Below are 14,148 nucleotides of genomic sequence, written 5' to 3'. Positions count from 1 at the left end.
CCCCAATCCCCAATCCCCCTCACCGGAATGGATAGCAGCGATGGTTTAGCAGACGCAATTATACAGATTTGTAATTTTAGTAAAGTGGGGGCAAAAATTGATCGATCGCAACTTCCCACACCACCAGCTTTTCCCAATTGGTTATCACCACAGCAAAGTATAGAATGGGTATTATATGGCGGCGAAGACTTTGAATTAGTCTTGTGTCTTCCGCTAGAAATTGCGGAAACTTTAGTCGAAAAATTAGGCGAAGAAAGCGCAATTATTGGCAGAATTACCCAAGAAAAAACTGTGCAATTAATTGATAGTACTGGCAATTATCCCGATGAAAATTTGCATCTCAGCCAAGGATTTCAGCACTTTGGCAAAAAATGAGCGATCGCTATCTTAAAAAATAGCACCATCTAACTAAAAAAGTGCGTGACGGCATAAGAAGGAAAAAATCAAGTCTTTCCTTAGAATCGCACCGTCACACACCCTACTTAATCTTTCATTTACTAATGCAACGTAGCAGAAATCACTATACAGTTAACACAGATGAAAAAGCTTTGTACAAACTTTCTTTCCTTGGAACCCTCTGCCTTCTTGTATTAATGGAACATACTACTAACAGAACTATCTTCGTGAATCCGCCAGATAGTTTCACCTAAAACATCAGCTACAGATAAAACTGTCAACCCTGGAAAGCGGAGTTCTTCACTAATGGGAAGAGTATTAGTGACAATTACTTCTTCAAAAACGCCAGAAGATAACCTTTCAACTGCTGGAGGTGAAAATACCGCATGGGTAGCGCAAGCATAAACTTGACGTGCCCCTTCTTTACGCAGCAAACGCGCACCTTCTGTAATAGTGCCACCCGTATCAATCATGTCATCTACCAACACTGCTGTTTTACCAGCGACATCGCCAATGACGTTCATAACTTCTGCTACATTGTGAGCTTGACGACGCTTGTCGATAATTGCCAGGGGAGCATCATTGAGCTTTTTAGCAAATGCTCTAGCTCTAGCGACACCGCCCACATCTGGCGAAACTACCACAATATCAGACAGTTGTTTAGCCATCAGGTAGTCCAAGATGACTGGCGAACCGTAGACATGATCTAAAGGAATATCAAAATAACCTTGAATTTGTCCAGAGTGTAAATCCATTGCCAGAACGCGATTAGCGCCTGCTTCGGTAATTAAGTTAGCAACTAACTTAGCAGTAATTGACTCGCGCCCTGCGGTTTTGCGATCGGCACGAGCATAACCATAATAAGGAATCACTGCTGTAACTTGCCTAGCCGAAGCCCGACGGCAAGCATCAATCATAATCAGCAATTCCATCAGGTGATCGTTTACTGGGCGGCAAGTTGGCTGAATCAGATAAACATCACAGCCCCGAATAGATTCCTGAATTTGAATATAAATTTCTCCATCAGCAAAATGCTTATGAAGCATTGGGCCTAAGTCCATTCCCAGGTAGCGAGCAACTTCCTGGGCTAGGGGAATATTAGCGGAGCCAGAAAACAATCTCAAACGGTTATTAGGAGAGATTGGTGGTGATGTTGGCTGAAGAGTCAAAGTGGCAGAACGAATCACAGCAGACCCTCGAAGCATTGTTTAAGATTATATTATCATTTTACTCTGTCTAAAATAACCTAAATTTTTCTAAATTTGTGCTCATAAAAATATTGCTTAGATGAAATACTCTCAATAATTTAGCTGACTTATTGACCTCTTACTTTAGGAAGTGTCATCGAATTACGAGCGATCGCATACTCTACTTAATGAGCTGTTGAGATAACTTGTAGATAATACGGAGAAATTTAACCGATCGCCGGATTGGTTATGTAAAGATCGAGTAAAAGATTATATTTTCTCTTCACGATTACTTTACATTACTTACCACACTCGATTATTATCCATGAGACAATGAAAGTTTTCCAGTTAAGCTAGAATGCTTCCAACAAAAACGTTTCGTCATTACCTTTGCCTGCTCAATTAACTGCGATGCAACCACCGCTTCCCAATGGAACAATTCTGCAAAACCGCTACTGCTTACTCAATATTTTGGGTCAGGGGGGGTTCGGACGAACCTATCTTGCCGAAGATCGAGGGCGTTTTCAGGAAAAATGCGCTTTGAAGGAGTTTATTCCCCAACACCCTGGTAGTCAAATTCTACAAAAGTCTAAAGAACTTTTTCAACGGGAAGCTAGCATACTTTATCAAATTAAGCATCCGCAAATTCCTCAGTTTCGCGCCGCGTTTGCCCAAAACCAACGTTTATTTTTGGTACAGGATTATGTGGAAGGAAAAACTTATCGGGAGTTACTTGCAGAACGCAAGGCGAAAAACGAAAAGTTTACAGAAGCAGAAGTTTTGCGTTTGTTGCAGCAATTATTGCCAGTGCTAGATTACATTCATAGTCAAGGAATTGTTCACCGAGATATTTCACCGGACAATGTGATTTTGCGAGAACGAGACCGTACTCCAGTATTAATCGACTTTGGTGTAGTGAAAGATATCGCTTCTAAAGTGCAATATCCCGATCTAACTTTGTCAGCAACTACAGTAGGAAAAATGGGTTATGCACCTTCGGAACAAATTCAAACCGGAAGGGCTTATCCTAATAGCGATCTCTACTCTTTAGCAGTAATGGCAATTGTCTTGCTGACAACGCAGGAACCGCAAGTATTATTTGATGAAAATACGCTGTCTTGGAATTGGCAAAAGTGGATACCTCCGGCTAGTCCGGTGTTGGCGCAAGTTTTGAATCGAATGTTAAACTATCGACCTGGCGATCGCTACCCAGATGCCCGTGCAGTTATTCGTGCTTTAGCATCACCTCCTAATTTAACTACCCCAACCAATTCATCAACAAAAAAACCTGCTTCTCAACCACCAAAATCTACAAATACTCCCAATCTTTCCGAATTTCAAACAGTAGCAGTTGCCCGTAAAATCGAACCAAATTATTCTGTAAGTAAACCCACCCCAGTGATTATTCCCGTCCAAAAATCAGTTTGGGAAAATCCTTTTATGGTGTTTTTGTTGGGTATATTTTTAGCTTTATTTGCTGGAGTAGGTTCCTGGTTTTTAGTTAGTTACATTTTGAACCGAGGGTTACTATTCCGCAATTTACAATTACCTACAATTACTAATCAAACTTCAACGGCGACACCTACACCATTGCCAACTCCCAGCGATGTGTTTCCTGATGCTACTCCGACACCAAAAGCAACAGAAACTCCCAGTCTTGATGCCGAACCTGTAACTTCTAGTAAACGCCTTAACCCAATTCCTGGACAAACTTTATTTGCTGAAGATAAGTTAAAGTCTAATGTCACAATTAATTATATTATTTCTGGAGTTCAAGGACAAAAATTAAGTGCTTTGTTAACTCAAGAAGGAGTGTTGATGACAGTTTTAGCACCTAATGGAGAAACTGTAGATAATCAGTCAAGAAGAGTTACTCGTTGGGAAGGAATACTGCCTTATAGTGGTGATTATACAATTCAGTTGGGTACAGTTAAAGGTGTGTCAGAAAGTGAGTATAAATTGGAGTTATTTTTAACTAATCCAGAACCAACTCCTACACCTACTGCAATAGAAACGCCTACGCCTACACCAACACCGATACCTACTCCTACAGAAAGTCCGACAACAAATATTTTAATTGATTCGGAAGTAATTAATTTTCCTGAAGGAGGAGTGGGGACACAAATTTTGTCCGATCGCACTAGTCCCGAAAGAATCAAACGTTATTTGTTAAATTTACAACCAGGTCAAGTAGTAAGTACCAGAGTTATCAACGGTGATGTAACTTTGGATATTCGTTATCCCAATGGTGATTTGGTAGAAAATGCCACTGGTTTGGGAGAATGGGAATCAAAGATCGATCGCGCAGGAGAATATAAAATTGATATTAAAGCAAATCAAGAAAGCGTATTTTCTTTAGATATTACGGTTAAATAGTAGTGTTATTTGTCATTTTTTATCGGTTAGTTGTGTAAAAATTGAATAGGAACCAATTAGTGATTATCAACTACTAACTACCTATTACAGATGAAAACTTTACTGATTACTGGGACAGATACAAACGCCGGAAAAACGGTTTTTACGACAGCGTTATTTGCTTATTTACAAAAATATTACCCTAGTCAGAAGGTGGGAATTTTTAAACCGCTTCAGACGGGAGAAGGAGATAGGGAACTTTACAGCCAATTATTTTCCCTGAATCAATCTGAGATTACGCCGTTGCATTTTGCCGCACCTTTAGCCCCACCAATCGCTGCCGAGAAAGAAGGTAAGGAAGTAGATTTAAAAATTGTTTGGCAAGCTTTTAGTAGTTTGCAACAACAGCGAGATTTAATTTTAGTAGAAGCTTTAGGCGGTTTAGGTTCACCAATAACTTATGAATTAACGGTAGCAGATTTAGCAAGAGATTGGGGATTACCGACTGTTTTAGTAGTACCTATAAAATTGGGTTGTATTGCTCAAGTTGTGGCGAATGTAGCTTTAGCGCAACAGTCAAAAGTTAAGCTGAAAGGGATTGTCTTGAATTGTGTGCAACCTGTTTCAGAACAGGAAATTACAGAATTAGCGCCAATTGGTTTAATTCAATCTTTGACAAATGTTCCAGTTTTGGGAATTATGCCATATTTGGCAGATGCTCAAGATTTGGAAAAGTTGGCGCAAATAGCAGGTAATTTAGAATTAGAAAGCCTAATTTTCTGTTAGTTTATTGTGACGACTTTAGTCATTTTTAAGGACTAAAGTCGTCATAACGAACCAGCTTTAGGTCAGAAAATGTGTCTTTAGGTGGATCGCTATTGCTGTGGCTGTAATTTACCTTATAGAAGATGATTTTAAAATTTGGTTTATGGATAAGATATTAGATCGATCGCGCCAACTCAAACAAAATTTAGTCGAATTTGTCCTCGAATCTGAAGGAGACTTGGCAGTAGCTTTAGAATCTTACGTTGCGGCTAATTCCCATGCACAAAATAAACTCTACGATACTACTTACGAGAGAAAGTTATTAATTGATAGTTTTTTAACTGAAGGAAAAGTTAGGGGTCAAACTCCGATTGATTTGTTTTTGGCAAATCAGTCGGATTTGTCAGAGAGCGATCGCAATTTAGTTAAAAAATGGCAAAATAGCTTTCTCGGCTTGTTTGCTGTTCAGGAAATTTTACCAGATGGCTTTGAATTAATGAATTGGTTAACTGCAAAACATTATACTGTTAAGCCAAATGATAGCCGCGCTTTAGCACAAATGGCTAAATTTAAAAATGGAGAAATTTTACTCACGAGAATTTCTCCTATTAATGATGATTATTGGATGTTTTCTGGCCCTTGTTTACCACTGGGGAATTTAGGAAAACCAAAATTAGCAGTTGCTATTGGAAATTTTAAAGATTTACATAAAAAACATCTTTACAGTGATGCCCCAGATTTATTAGAAGAAGCTTGGCGATCGGTAGAACAATATCACCAAGATTTTCTGGATTTCTTTGGTAGCGATGAAGTAACAATGCCTGGGTATCAGTTAAACAAAAAGTTTACAGAATTTCAAGAAGTTATCACTAAAAAACGATTAGCTGCGATCGGAATAGATGATTCTAAGTCGTTAGAAGAAATTGCCAAAGAAGCTGGTGTTTCCCAGGAGGAAATAGCAAAAACAGCCAAAGAATTAGGTGCCGATTCTCAGCAAATTTCCCAGCTTTTCCAAAGTCAGGGAAAACCCAAAATGATGCTGCCTAAAGTTGAGTTACCCGACAATATCAAAAAAGCTGAACAAGTAACAGTTATTGCTCATCCTCGCTGGGGACAGGTAATTTTGCCAACTTATACAAGGTTTAAATCATTTTTAGTGACAGAAGATTGGCAGAATATTCCTAATGGCGACAAGTTAATTCGTAAATATTTGGAAGATCCAGAAGTGAATGTTTTTGTTTGGAATCGTTTAACAAAAGAGTATCCGACAGAGTTAGAAAAGTTGTTACAAAAATACTTAAAACGTCCTAACTTTAAGTTAGAAAATGATTTAAATGCTATACTGCAAAAGTATAAAAAGCCGTTAGAACCAGAACTCTCGGAAATTGCCAGTGTTCCGATACATTTGCATAATTTGTTTCAAGAAGCGATCGCTGAAGTAGACAAATCTAACTCTAAGTCCAAAACACCAAAGAATAAAACTAAGGGTTTTGCAAAATAAAACTTGTTGGTTATCCTACACTTGTGGTGGAAAACCCTAGTTTTGGAGACTGGGGACTATGGTTCTTATAAATTAAGTATTTCACAACACAATCAGGTTTACTTATCACCACAAGTGTTGGAGAGCCAAAGAAACAACCCAAAATCTCAACGAAGTAGCATTTAAGCTTCAGACAGTTGTTTTACTTTCCAGAATTAACAACCTATTGATAATTTCGCTAAAATCAGCTTTAATATCCGGCAAATTATGCGAATATAACAAAGGAACATGAACAAAAATGCAGGGAGTTTGGAGATTGCGATCGCGCAAATGTTTCAGCAGCGCATAATATAGTCCTTCGCAAACAAACTTACCCGCATCATGGCTAATATTTGTCACCTTTAAACCAGCAGTTAACTGATCTAACTTTACCCAAGTTTTAATTAAATGATTCTCTCTCCTAGCCTGAGATTCAACTGTCAAAATTGTCCGTCTTTCTGCCATACCACAACTGATAATTAAATCTGGATTTAGTTGGTTTATTCGTTCAATTACTAAGTTGCTTGCTTGGTGAATATCTACAGGTAATTGCCTCAATGCGGTTAAAGATGCGAGGAAATAATCATCTTTAGTAACTTCGTGCAGTAAATCATCAGATGAATTAGACTTTTGGTGAGGTAGCCAAGTACTAAAAGAAGTTAACAGGACTTTTTTGCTCATATACAATTAAAATGGAAAGAGTTGTTGGTTATCAATCAGGGGAGGGAAAATGGCGGTTATTGCTGTAGTAGATTATGACATGGGAAACTTGCACTCTGTTTGCAAAGGTTTAGAAAAAGCTGGTGCTACTCCCAAAATAACTGATTCACCCAGAGAAATTGCCCAAGCTGATGCAGTTGTTTTGCCCGGAGTGGGATCTTTCGATCCGGCTGTGCAACAATTGCGATCGCGTAATTTAGTCGAACCAATTAAACAAATAATTGCCGAAGGTAAACCATTTTTAGGTATTTGTTTAGGGTTACAAATTTTATTTGATAGCGGCGAAGAAGGCAAAGAACCAGGTTTAGGTATTATACCCGGAACAGTTCGCAGATTTCGTCCAGAACCCGGATTAACTATCCCGCACATGGGATGGAATCAATTAGAAATTACCCAACCAAATGCCCCTATTTGGCAAAATTTACCTGCTCAACCTTGGGTTTATTTCGTCCATTCTTATTACGTCGATCCGATCGATCCAGAAGTTCGCGCCGCCACAGTAACTCATGGTAATCAAAAAGTTACAGCTGCTATTGCTAAAGATAACTTAATGGCTGTACAATTTCACCCGGAAAAATCATCAGATACGGGATTACAAATTCTTTCTAATTTTGTGAGCAGAATTCAAACTCCTGTTGGAGTGGGCGGGTTTTGATTTAAGTCTAATCGCTGTTGCATTCAAACCTTTGACTAAACCCGCCCCTACTAAATCAAAATGAGTCTGAGAATTTATGGCAACCGCCTCTTAAAAACTTTACCAGGACAAGATACTCGTCCCACTTTAGCCAGAGTTAGGGAGGCAGTTTTTAATATTTGGCAAGGCACAATTAAAGATTGTCGCTGGTTAGATTTATGCACTGGAAGTGGTTCAATGGGGGCGGAAGCTTTGTGTCGAGGTGCTAGTTATGTTGTTGGAATTGAAAAATCAAGTCGCGCCTGTACAATTATTCAGCAAAATTGGCAGCAAGTTGCCCTGAATGGGCAAAATTTTCAAGTTTTGCGGGGTGATGTTTTGCAGCGATTAAAAAGTTTAGAGGGTGAGAAATTCGATCGCATTTATTTCGATCCTCCCTACTCTAGTGAATTATATCAACCTGTGTTAGAAGCGATCGCTCAATATCAACTTTTAAATCAAAATGGTGAACTCGCAGTCGAACATAGTCCAAATTTGTGGAATGTAGGAGAAATTCCAGGTTTGGAAATTTATCGAGAAAAAGTTTATGGGAATACTGCTTTAAAATTTTATGCTTTAGATGAAGCCTTCCAGATGCTTGATGAGAGCTAAATTACAGCAGTTTGCGCCAGATCCCCGACTTATTCAAGAAGTTGGAGATCTGTGTAGTTGCGTAGGGACACGGCATCATAAATATTTTAGACAAACAGATAAAGTTAATTATGCCGTGTCCCTACCCTCTCTGCGTAAGTCCTGTAGTTTTTCTTAGACTGTTAATGCTTTGTAATTTTTGATGCGATCGCCTGGAGCAACTCCTAAAATTTTTGCTAACCAAGGTGGTGGTGAAGTAGCAAGTGCCCGTTGTAATTCAACTAATACTTCTCTTGCTGAACCGCCTTTTTCCTTTTTCATCGGATATATTCCGCCTTGAATTACTTTGGCAGCAGCAGGTCCCCCGATCGCTACAATATATAAAATCGGACAATCTTTAATTAAATTGACACGAAACCTATTTTTATCTTCCGATAATTCTGCTTCTAATGCCGATCGAATATCAACAAGTCGTATTTCTTCCGCTGTTAATTGATAAATTAAATAACGCAGACAAGAACCGAAATGTCCATCTAATTCTTCTCCATTATTCGACGCTACAGCCACCCGAATAGAATTAGGCATATCACCTTCTTGATAAGGTTCAATAGCTGGTAATTTATCACTTTCACCAGTTTCGCCCCATAAAATCCTTACCGCTTGTTTAAATGCAGCTATTTCCTCTGTATTAGCATCTTCTCCATGTTCTTCTCCATCGAGTTCATAAGTTTGTCCCAAAGCTGTTTTCAAGTTAGTAACTGTGATCCGACTTAAGGATGTTTCGTCAATCTCACCATCCAAATAATCCAGTAATATTTCGAGAAACTCTTTAAGCGTTATTTCGGGAAATAATCTTGAAGCCAAAGCAATTCGCAAGGCTACTTCATCTGAAAATGGCTGTTCCGGCATCGTTGTATTCTCTCTCAATCGTTAACAGGTATAGCTTCTGCTTGATTATTCAAGACATTAATATATATTAAGGAGGTAAGTCATCTTTTACGAAACTTCCTTTTACTATTAGATAGGAATTAACTTAATGATTCGGTATTTTTCAATACTGAAATCCTCTGCAAATATTTTTTTACTTTAGTAAACAAAGGTTAATATTCCTACACTAATTTTATTGCTTTACTGGCGAGCAAGGTTTGACTATGAAACGAGTATTGCTACCAACTGTAACATTACAAGAATATTCAATTGTCCCATTTGTTCCAATATTATTTTGAATAATATTCCCGGTTCCGCCTAAACTAGAAATAGCTTCAATACTGCCACTCAATTCATTATCTTCTATTACAACTTCAGACATAGAATGAGGAGCATTGTTTGTATCTGCAACTACATAAATTATGTATTTATCAACTTCTGGAGATGATAATTTATTACCTTTGATTGTCACCTTTTTGACTTCTGGAACTTTATAGATGCCAATATAACTATTACCTTGATTGTTGACAATTTGCGCTCCATTTACAGTAGTACCACCGCAACATTCTTGAATTAAAATCCCCTCTCCATCAACACTAAGATAGGGAGTATCCATCACTTGATGTCTGTAAACTTGATAATTATTCCCTACAATTTTTACATTCCAACCAGACCAATCGATCGCACGATTTTCAAAAGTAACAGCACCTCTAGGTTGCCGAATTCCAGTAGGATCGGTCCACCATTGTTTATTAGCTCGATCTAAAATTACATTATCTTTAATAATTAATCCATCACCAGCCGCATGAATAGCAACCCTCATTTTATGAAATACCCAATTATCCCGAATTACAATTCCCTTGCGAAAAAGTCCCGGTTCATTTTGAGGATTACCTGCTAATGCAAAACCTTGAGCTTTAGAACGATTAACTACAATTCCATAATGATTACCATAATCAAAAGGTACTTTATTACCCTCTATGTAAGTAATCACCTCTTTTTTATCTACAGATTGTAGTTTATATCCAGGTTGATCGTAATTATCAGTAATTGTATCATTAAGCCGATTATTAGCAACTAAAACATTAGCTAATGCACTAATTTTAATATTGGCGGTGAAGCGATCGCTATACCGCATCCAAGCATCTTGAAAAGATGGGTCTGGCACTTGATTAGCTGGATCGGCAACATTATTATTGCGAACCCCAAAAACTACAATATTTTGTTTTTTTACTTGATCGACATTTCCGCCAAAATTGATTCCTGCACGATTAATATCAAGATTAACTAAACCTATATTACTATCTGATTCAGAATTACTAGTAAATATTTTTTTAAAGGCTGTAGTATTATCTGTTCCATTTCCTGAAAAACTCGGTTCATACTTAGGAAAAACCAGCTTACTTGCAGGTGCATATTGATCAGATTTCGCATCTGTTACCGTCGGAGTTTCCCCACGAATCACTACCCCATTTTTCAAGAAGATACTATCTGTAAAATTATAACTTCCCGCCGGAAAGTAGATAACTCCCCCACCATTAAACACGGCAGCATTCATTGCAGAATTAAACTGCTCTACTAAATTATTACCCGAAAAATCTTTGATATTGTATACACAGCCCCATTTAATGTTATTAGTCCAAGAATAAGTATTTTCCCCATACTTCGCTGCAATGGGATTATCAAATGGGCCACCACTTTTACTGCCACAATTTAGCGATCGACTCAAGGATATAACACCAGAAGATTGAGAACTAATTTTTGGAGAATTGGAACTAACTAACCAATAAAATCCCCCAGCTAAAATTAGAAAAATTCCCAATCCTAAGCAAAATAGTAGTAAATACTTAAATAACTTTCTGCGTGGTAAATTTTGCATCCTGCATTTTCCCAAAGTAATCACATATTTAATCACTTACCTCGTATTTTTGCCAACTGAAAAACTTGTTCAGCAGTAATTTCTAAACCCTCAAACAAAACATCAATTAAAGGAGTACTTCCCATATAAGTTTGTGGTGGTGCATCGGGATAAAAAACCGTAATACTTCTCGCTTGACTATCGACTACCCAAACTCGCAACACTCCCGCATCCAAATAATCTCTTGCTTTAGCAGCTAATTGTCCAAAAGTTTGTCCCGGTGAAATAATTTCAATTACTAATTCTGGGGTAACAGAACAGGCTCCTTCCTCCTCCCAATCAAGAGGAAATCGCTCAGCAGAAATGTACAAAAGCTCTGGTATTGGCACCCAATCTCGACCTCTGCGAGTTAATTTAATTGCTAATTCTGGACAGACTTCACCTCGTCCAACACCCCATTTATCAAGTAATTGAAGTAGCACTCTAGTCAGCCGAGAATGAAATTTTTTGGGTGTCATTTTTGGTATTACCTCACCATCCACCAATTCGTAAGTTACATCATCTTCTGGTAGCGCCAGAAATTCTTCTAGAGTCAGGTTGTTTTTTGTTTGTAACATATCTTTGCCATAAAATTGCTAACTAAAAAGCAGTTCTCAAAAGAACAGTGATTTTATTTTAGCTGGTACTTACGCAAAAAAAACCAGAACAGAGAAATAGGTTTAGTTGTTGCTGTGGTATAAAATTTATCCCCTGATAACAAACGTTATAGTGAATTAAAAGTAAAAGCGCCCTCAATTAGAGAACGCTTTATTTGACAAAAACTTAATTATTAAAAGCTACTTATTTATACTTAAGTCAAACTTTAAGACTTTCGCGGCGAACAAGTGTTCGCAACTCCTCTCGGTAAATCATCGTCAGGCACTGTCCAAGTAGTTGAGTTATTCGTACATTGGATAACACCTTTTCCTCCCTTTGGTACTCGCAATAAATCACCCAGATAAAGATTATCCTGAACTTTTATGTCTTTATATTCTGAATTTTGCTCGCGCTTCACTTTCATACCTTGAGATTCAATGACCTGAGCAATAGGCTGTTTTTGAGCTAACAAAATTTCTCCATTCACCATTGTCAGTGCCAAAGTTAAAACTAAAGGAATAGATAAATTAGTTTTCATCCCTGTTCTCCCCTATGTTTTAAATATTGATTAGCTAACACATTCCATTTGTCTTCATCTGGATCTGATTGATTGGAATATGCCAGACATTGTTCCCAGTTAGTCTTTGCTTCTTTGGAATTACCCTGTTGTTCCCATGCCTGGGCTAATAAACAATAGGCAGATGCTTTTTCACGATCAATTTTAATTGCGTCTTGCAAAATGGATATAGCATCATAACGTTGTTGCTTAACGTATACCCAACCTAATAATTTCAGCACATTATATCTAATTTCATTATCCTTAGTCGCATCTCTGCCTAAAGTCAGCCAGTAGATAGCCTGAGGATACTCTTTTTGTTCCAGATAAGTACGCGCCAATTTTTGCAATAAATTTAGATGCTGTTTTGTTATTTCGTATCCTTGCTTATTTGATTCCAAAGGTTTGACAACTTTACGCAACCACCGATCGGATTGAGGATAGTCATGCCGATCAAAATATAAGTTAGCTAGATCGTAGTATGCCTTATCTATCCCACCTTTGGCCGCAATTTTATAGTGAGAAATTGCCTGTTCAAAATCCTCCGTTTCTTGATAAATTTTTCCTAGCTTGTAGTGAGCTTTTGCATTGCCTGAATTAAGTATTATGGCTCGTTGATATCTACTTTCAGCTTTATCTATTTTGGGTAAGCAATTATTATTTCCTGTCCTTTCATCCTGATTAATTTCTGCTTGACAGTAAGCTTGATCGCCCCAATGAACATAGGAGTTAGCCACAGAGGGTAAACTAAACCAAATAAACACCACAATTGCTAAGACAATTGCTGAGAATAAGCAAATTAATTTATCCCATGAGTTTCGATCGAATTTCAAGCTAGTGAGAATATATTCCATTCCTTCCTGTCCAGGTTTAGTTAATGCACCACCACCTGCTAACAGAGTTAATACACTAGGAACAATGACTGCAAAAACGCCTGTTGTATCCGGCCCTCCCTGGAAAAATTTGGCAGAAATATCTATTATTAAGCTTAAAGAAATTGTCACAAATACCAAAGATAAAAATCTCCACAGCCAGTTAGCTGTAATTGGGTCAAGCAACCACCACCAATCTTTTTTGGGAGAATTCAAAATCGTTTGCCAGTCAGCTAACTTAATTGCCCTATTAATAGAGTCAGCTTTTTCTTCTAAGCGAGCAGCAATTTTCATCGCTCGGTTGATAGAATCCGCCTTATTCTCTAACCGAGTATCTAATTGTTTAATTCGTTTGATGAGTGCATCTGAATTAGGCTGTTTCTTTTGATTAATCGCAGCTTGAACTGCATCACGAGCGGTTAATACTTTAAGAATGTGTTGTGCTGATAAACCATGATCTGCTGTTTCCAGAGCTTTGATAGCATTCTCATACTCTTCAATAGCCCAGTTAAGGCTAGGAGTATCTACAGTTTTAATCATATCGTTAATAAATATTTATTTCGAGTTGTCTATGTAAATACTCAAAGGTAGAAAAATCTTTTCCGTATTTTTCCTGATAAGTTAATATAAGTTAATTTAAGCTTGAGTTTGTTTCTTGGGACTTGTCCTACAAGAAATTGGTAAGAGCTAGAGCAATCGTTTGAAGCTTAAAGATGAATTGGTGAACCAAGTATTCCCACAATGCTAGGGGGAAGAATGTCAAAAACAAAAAAGCGCCCTCTTTGCAAGAAGACGCTTTTTTGTTAAATATTAATTATCGACAAACCTTAGCCATTGATCGCAGGAGCGCTCAAAGCAACAGGAGCAACTTCAGCAGAAGCCAAGTCGAGAGGGAAGTTGTGAGCGTTACGCTCGTGCATTACTTCCATACCCAAACCAGCACGGTTGATTACGTCTGCCCAAGTCCCAATTGTCCGACCTTGTGAGTCAATTACAGATTGGTTGAAGTTGAAACCGTTGAGGTTGAAAGCCATTGTGCTCACACCCAACGCGGTGAACCAGATTCCCACTACAGGCCATGCACCTAAGAAGA

The 14,148-nt window shown here is 38.0% G+C and carries 13 protein-coding genes and 1 pseudogene; 6 read left to right on the top strand and 8 right to left on the bottom strand.

Features of this window, described 5'->3' with window-relative positions; genetic code table 11:
- The coding region (locus IQ264_RS27000) for a thiamine-phosphate kinase (RefSeq protein WP_265583117.1) at positions 1-375 on the top strand (375 nt) is incomplete at its 5' end.
- 215 nt (positions 376-590) lie between these two features.
- Here the strand turns inward: IQ264_RS27000 and IQ264_RS26995 are convergent.
- Positions 591-1,583 (bottom strand): ribose-phosphate pyrophosphokinase, encoded by a 993-nt coding sequence (locus IQ264_RS26995; protein WP_322744815.1) that lies wholly within the window; start codon positions 1,581-1,583, stop codon positions 591-593.
- A 411-nt stretch (positions 1,584-1,994) separates the two neighbouring features.
- On the opposite strand from IQ264_RS26995, the gene IQ264_RS26990 reads away from it, so the two are divergent.
- The 3 genes from IQ264_RS26990 (at position 1,995) to IQ264_RS26980 (ending at position 6,204) form a co-directional block, all read left to right on the top strand.
- Entirely contained in the window at positions 1,995-3,959 is a 1,965-nt protein-coding gene (locus IQ264_RS26990; protein WP_193984745.1) for a serine/threonine-protein kinase, read from the top strand.
- 90 nt (positions 3,960-4,049) lie between these two features.
- A complete protein-coding gene (gene bioD / locus IQ264_RS26985) occupies positions 4,050-4,724 on the top strand; it encodes a dethiobiotin synthase (RefSeq protein ID WP_193984743.1) in 675 nt (224 codons plus the stop codon).
- A 142-nt stretch (positions 4,725-4,866) separates the two neighbouring features.
- Positions 4,867-6,204, top strand: a complete 1,338-nt coding sequence (locus tag IQ264_RS26980) for a hypothetical protein (RefSeq protein ID WP_193984741.1) — start codon at positions 4,867-4,869, stop codon at positions 6,202-6,204.
- 168 nt (positions 6,205-6,372) lie between these two features.
- Here IQ264_RS26980 and IQ264_RS26975 read toward each other — a convergent pair whose 3' ends face one another.
- Positions 6,373-6,903 (bottom strand): peptidase C15, encoded by a 531-nt coding sequence (locus IQ264_RS26975; protein ID WP_193984739.1) that lies wholly within the window; start codon positions 6,901-6,903, stop codon positions 6,373-6,375.
- A gap of 49 nt (positions 6,904-6,952) precedes the next feature.
- On the opposite strand from IQ264_RS26975, the gene hisH reads away from it, so the two are divergent.
- Both hisH and rsmD read left to right on the top strand, forming a co-directional pair.
- Entirely contained in the window at positions 6,953-7,597 is a 645-nt protein-coding gene (gene hisH / locus IQ264_RS26970; protein ID WP_193984737.1) for an imidazole glycerol phosphate synthase subunit HisH, read from the top strand.
- 60 nt (positions 7,598-7,657) lie between these two features.
- Entirely contained in the window at positions 7,658-8,227 is a 570-nt protein-coding gene (gene rsmD / locus IQ264_RS26965) for a 16S rRNA (guanine(966)-N(2))-methyltransferase RsmD (RefSeq protein ID WP_193984735.1), read from the top strand.
- 153 nt (positions 8,228-8,380) lie between these two features.
- Here the strand turns inward: rsmD and IQ264_RS26960 are convergent, their stop codons facing one another.
- The 6 genes and pseudogenes from IQ264_RS26960 to IQ264_RS26935 all read right to left on the bottom strand — a co-directional run.
- Positions 8,381-9,115: a dinitrogenase iron-molybdenum cofactor biosynthesis protein gene (locus IQ264_RS26960; protein ID WP_193984732.1), complete on the bottom strand. Its 735-nt coding sequence runs from the start codon at positions 9,113-9,115 to the stop codon at positions 8,381-8,383.
- A gap of 211 nt (positions 9,116-9,326) precedes the next feature.
- The gene (locus tag IQ264_RS26955) at positions 9,327-11,012 is read right to left on the bottom strand and encodes a hypothetical protein (protein WP_193984730.1); all 1,686 of its coding nucleotides are present in this window, start codon (positions 11,010-11,012) and stop codon (positions 9,327-9,329) included.
- Between the two features lie 32 nt (positions 11,013-11,044).
- Complete coding sequence (locus tag IQ264_RS26950) at positions 11,045-11,608, bottom strand: Uma2 family endonuclease (RefSeq protein WP_193984728.1); 564 nt, start codon at positions 11,606-11,608, stop codon at positions 11,045-11,047.
- Between the two features lie 245 nt (positions 11,609-11,853).
- Positions 11,854-12,165: a hypothetical protein gene (locus IQ264_RS26945; protein ID WP_193984726.1), complete on the bottom strand. Its 312-nt coding sequence runs from the start codon at positions 12,163-12,165 to the stop codon at positions 11,854-11,856.
- Positions 12,162-13,595: a tetratricopeptide repeat protein gene (locus IQ264_RS26940; RefSeq protein ID WP_193984723.1), complete on the bottom strand. Its 1,434-nt coding sequence runs from the start codon at positions 13,593-13,595 to the stop codon at positions 12,162-12,164. Before IQ264_RS26940 ends, IQ264_RS26945 begins: the two co-directional genes overlap by 4 nt.
- A 287-nt stretch (positions 13,596-13,882) precedes the next feature.
- A pseudogene (locus tag IQ264_RS26935) lies at positions 13,883-14,148 on the bottom strand (photosystem II q(b) protein); the annotation flags it as partial.

The sequence above is a fragment of the [Phormidium] sp. LEGE 05292 genome (genome assembly GCF_015207735.1).
In the GTDB taxonomy this organism is placed as follows: Bacteria; Cyanobacteriota; Cyanobacteriia; order Cyanobacteriales; family Aerosakkonemataceae; genus Floridanema.
This window is presented reverse-complemented; position numbering and strand designations above follow the sequence as displayed.

What these genes read in the sequence shown, in the direction of transcription:
- IQ264_RS26990 (WP_193984745.1), top strand. Translation starts at nt 1,995, where the DNA reads ATGCAACCACCGCTTCCCAATGGAACAATTCTGCAAAACCGCTACTGC.
- bioD (WP_193984743.1), top strand. Translation starts at nt 4,050, where the DNA reads ATGAAAACTTTACTGATTACTGGGACAGATACAAACGCCGGAAAAACG.
- IQ264_RS26980 (WP_193984741.1), top strand. Translation starts at nt 4,867, where the DNA reads ATGGATAAGATATTAGATCGATCGCGCCAACTCAAACAAAATTTAGTC.
- IQ264_RS26975 (WP_193984739.1), bottom strand. Translation starts at nt 6,903, where the DNA reads ATGAGCAAAAAAGTCCTGTTAACTTCTTTTAGTACTTGGCTACCTCAC.
- hisH (WP_193984737.1), top strand. Translation starts at nt 6,953, where the DNA reads ATGGCGGTTATTGCTGTAGTAGATTATGACATGGGAAACTTGCACTCT.
- rsmD (WP_193984735.1), top strand. Translation starts at nt 7,658, where the DNA reads ATGAGTCTGAGAATTTATGGCAACCGCCTCTTAAAAACTTTACCAGGA.
- IQ264_RS26960 (WP_193984732.1), bottom strand. Translation starts at nt 9,115, where the DNA reads ATGCCGGAACAGCCATTTTCAGATGAAGTAGCCTTGCGAATTGCTTTG.
- IQ264_RS26955 (WP_193984730.1), bottom strand. Translation starts at nt 11,012, where the DNA reads ATGCAAAATTTACCACGCAGAAAGTTATTTAAGTATTTACTACTATTT.
- IQ264_RS26950 (WP_193984728.1), bottom strand. Translation starts at nt 11,608, where the DNA reads ATGTTACAAACAAAAAACAACCTGACTCTAGAAGAATTTCTGGCGCTA.
- IQ264_RS26945 (WP_193984726.1), bottom strand. Translation starts at nt 12,165, where the DNA reads ATGAAAACTAATTTATCTATTCCTTTAGTTTTAACTTTGGCACTGACA.
- IQ264_RS26940 (WP_193984723.1), bottom strand. Translation starts at nt 13,595, where the DNA reads ATGATTAAAACTGTAGATACTCCTAGCCTTAACTGGGCTATTGAAGAG.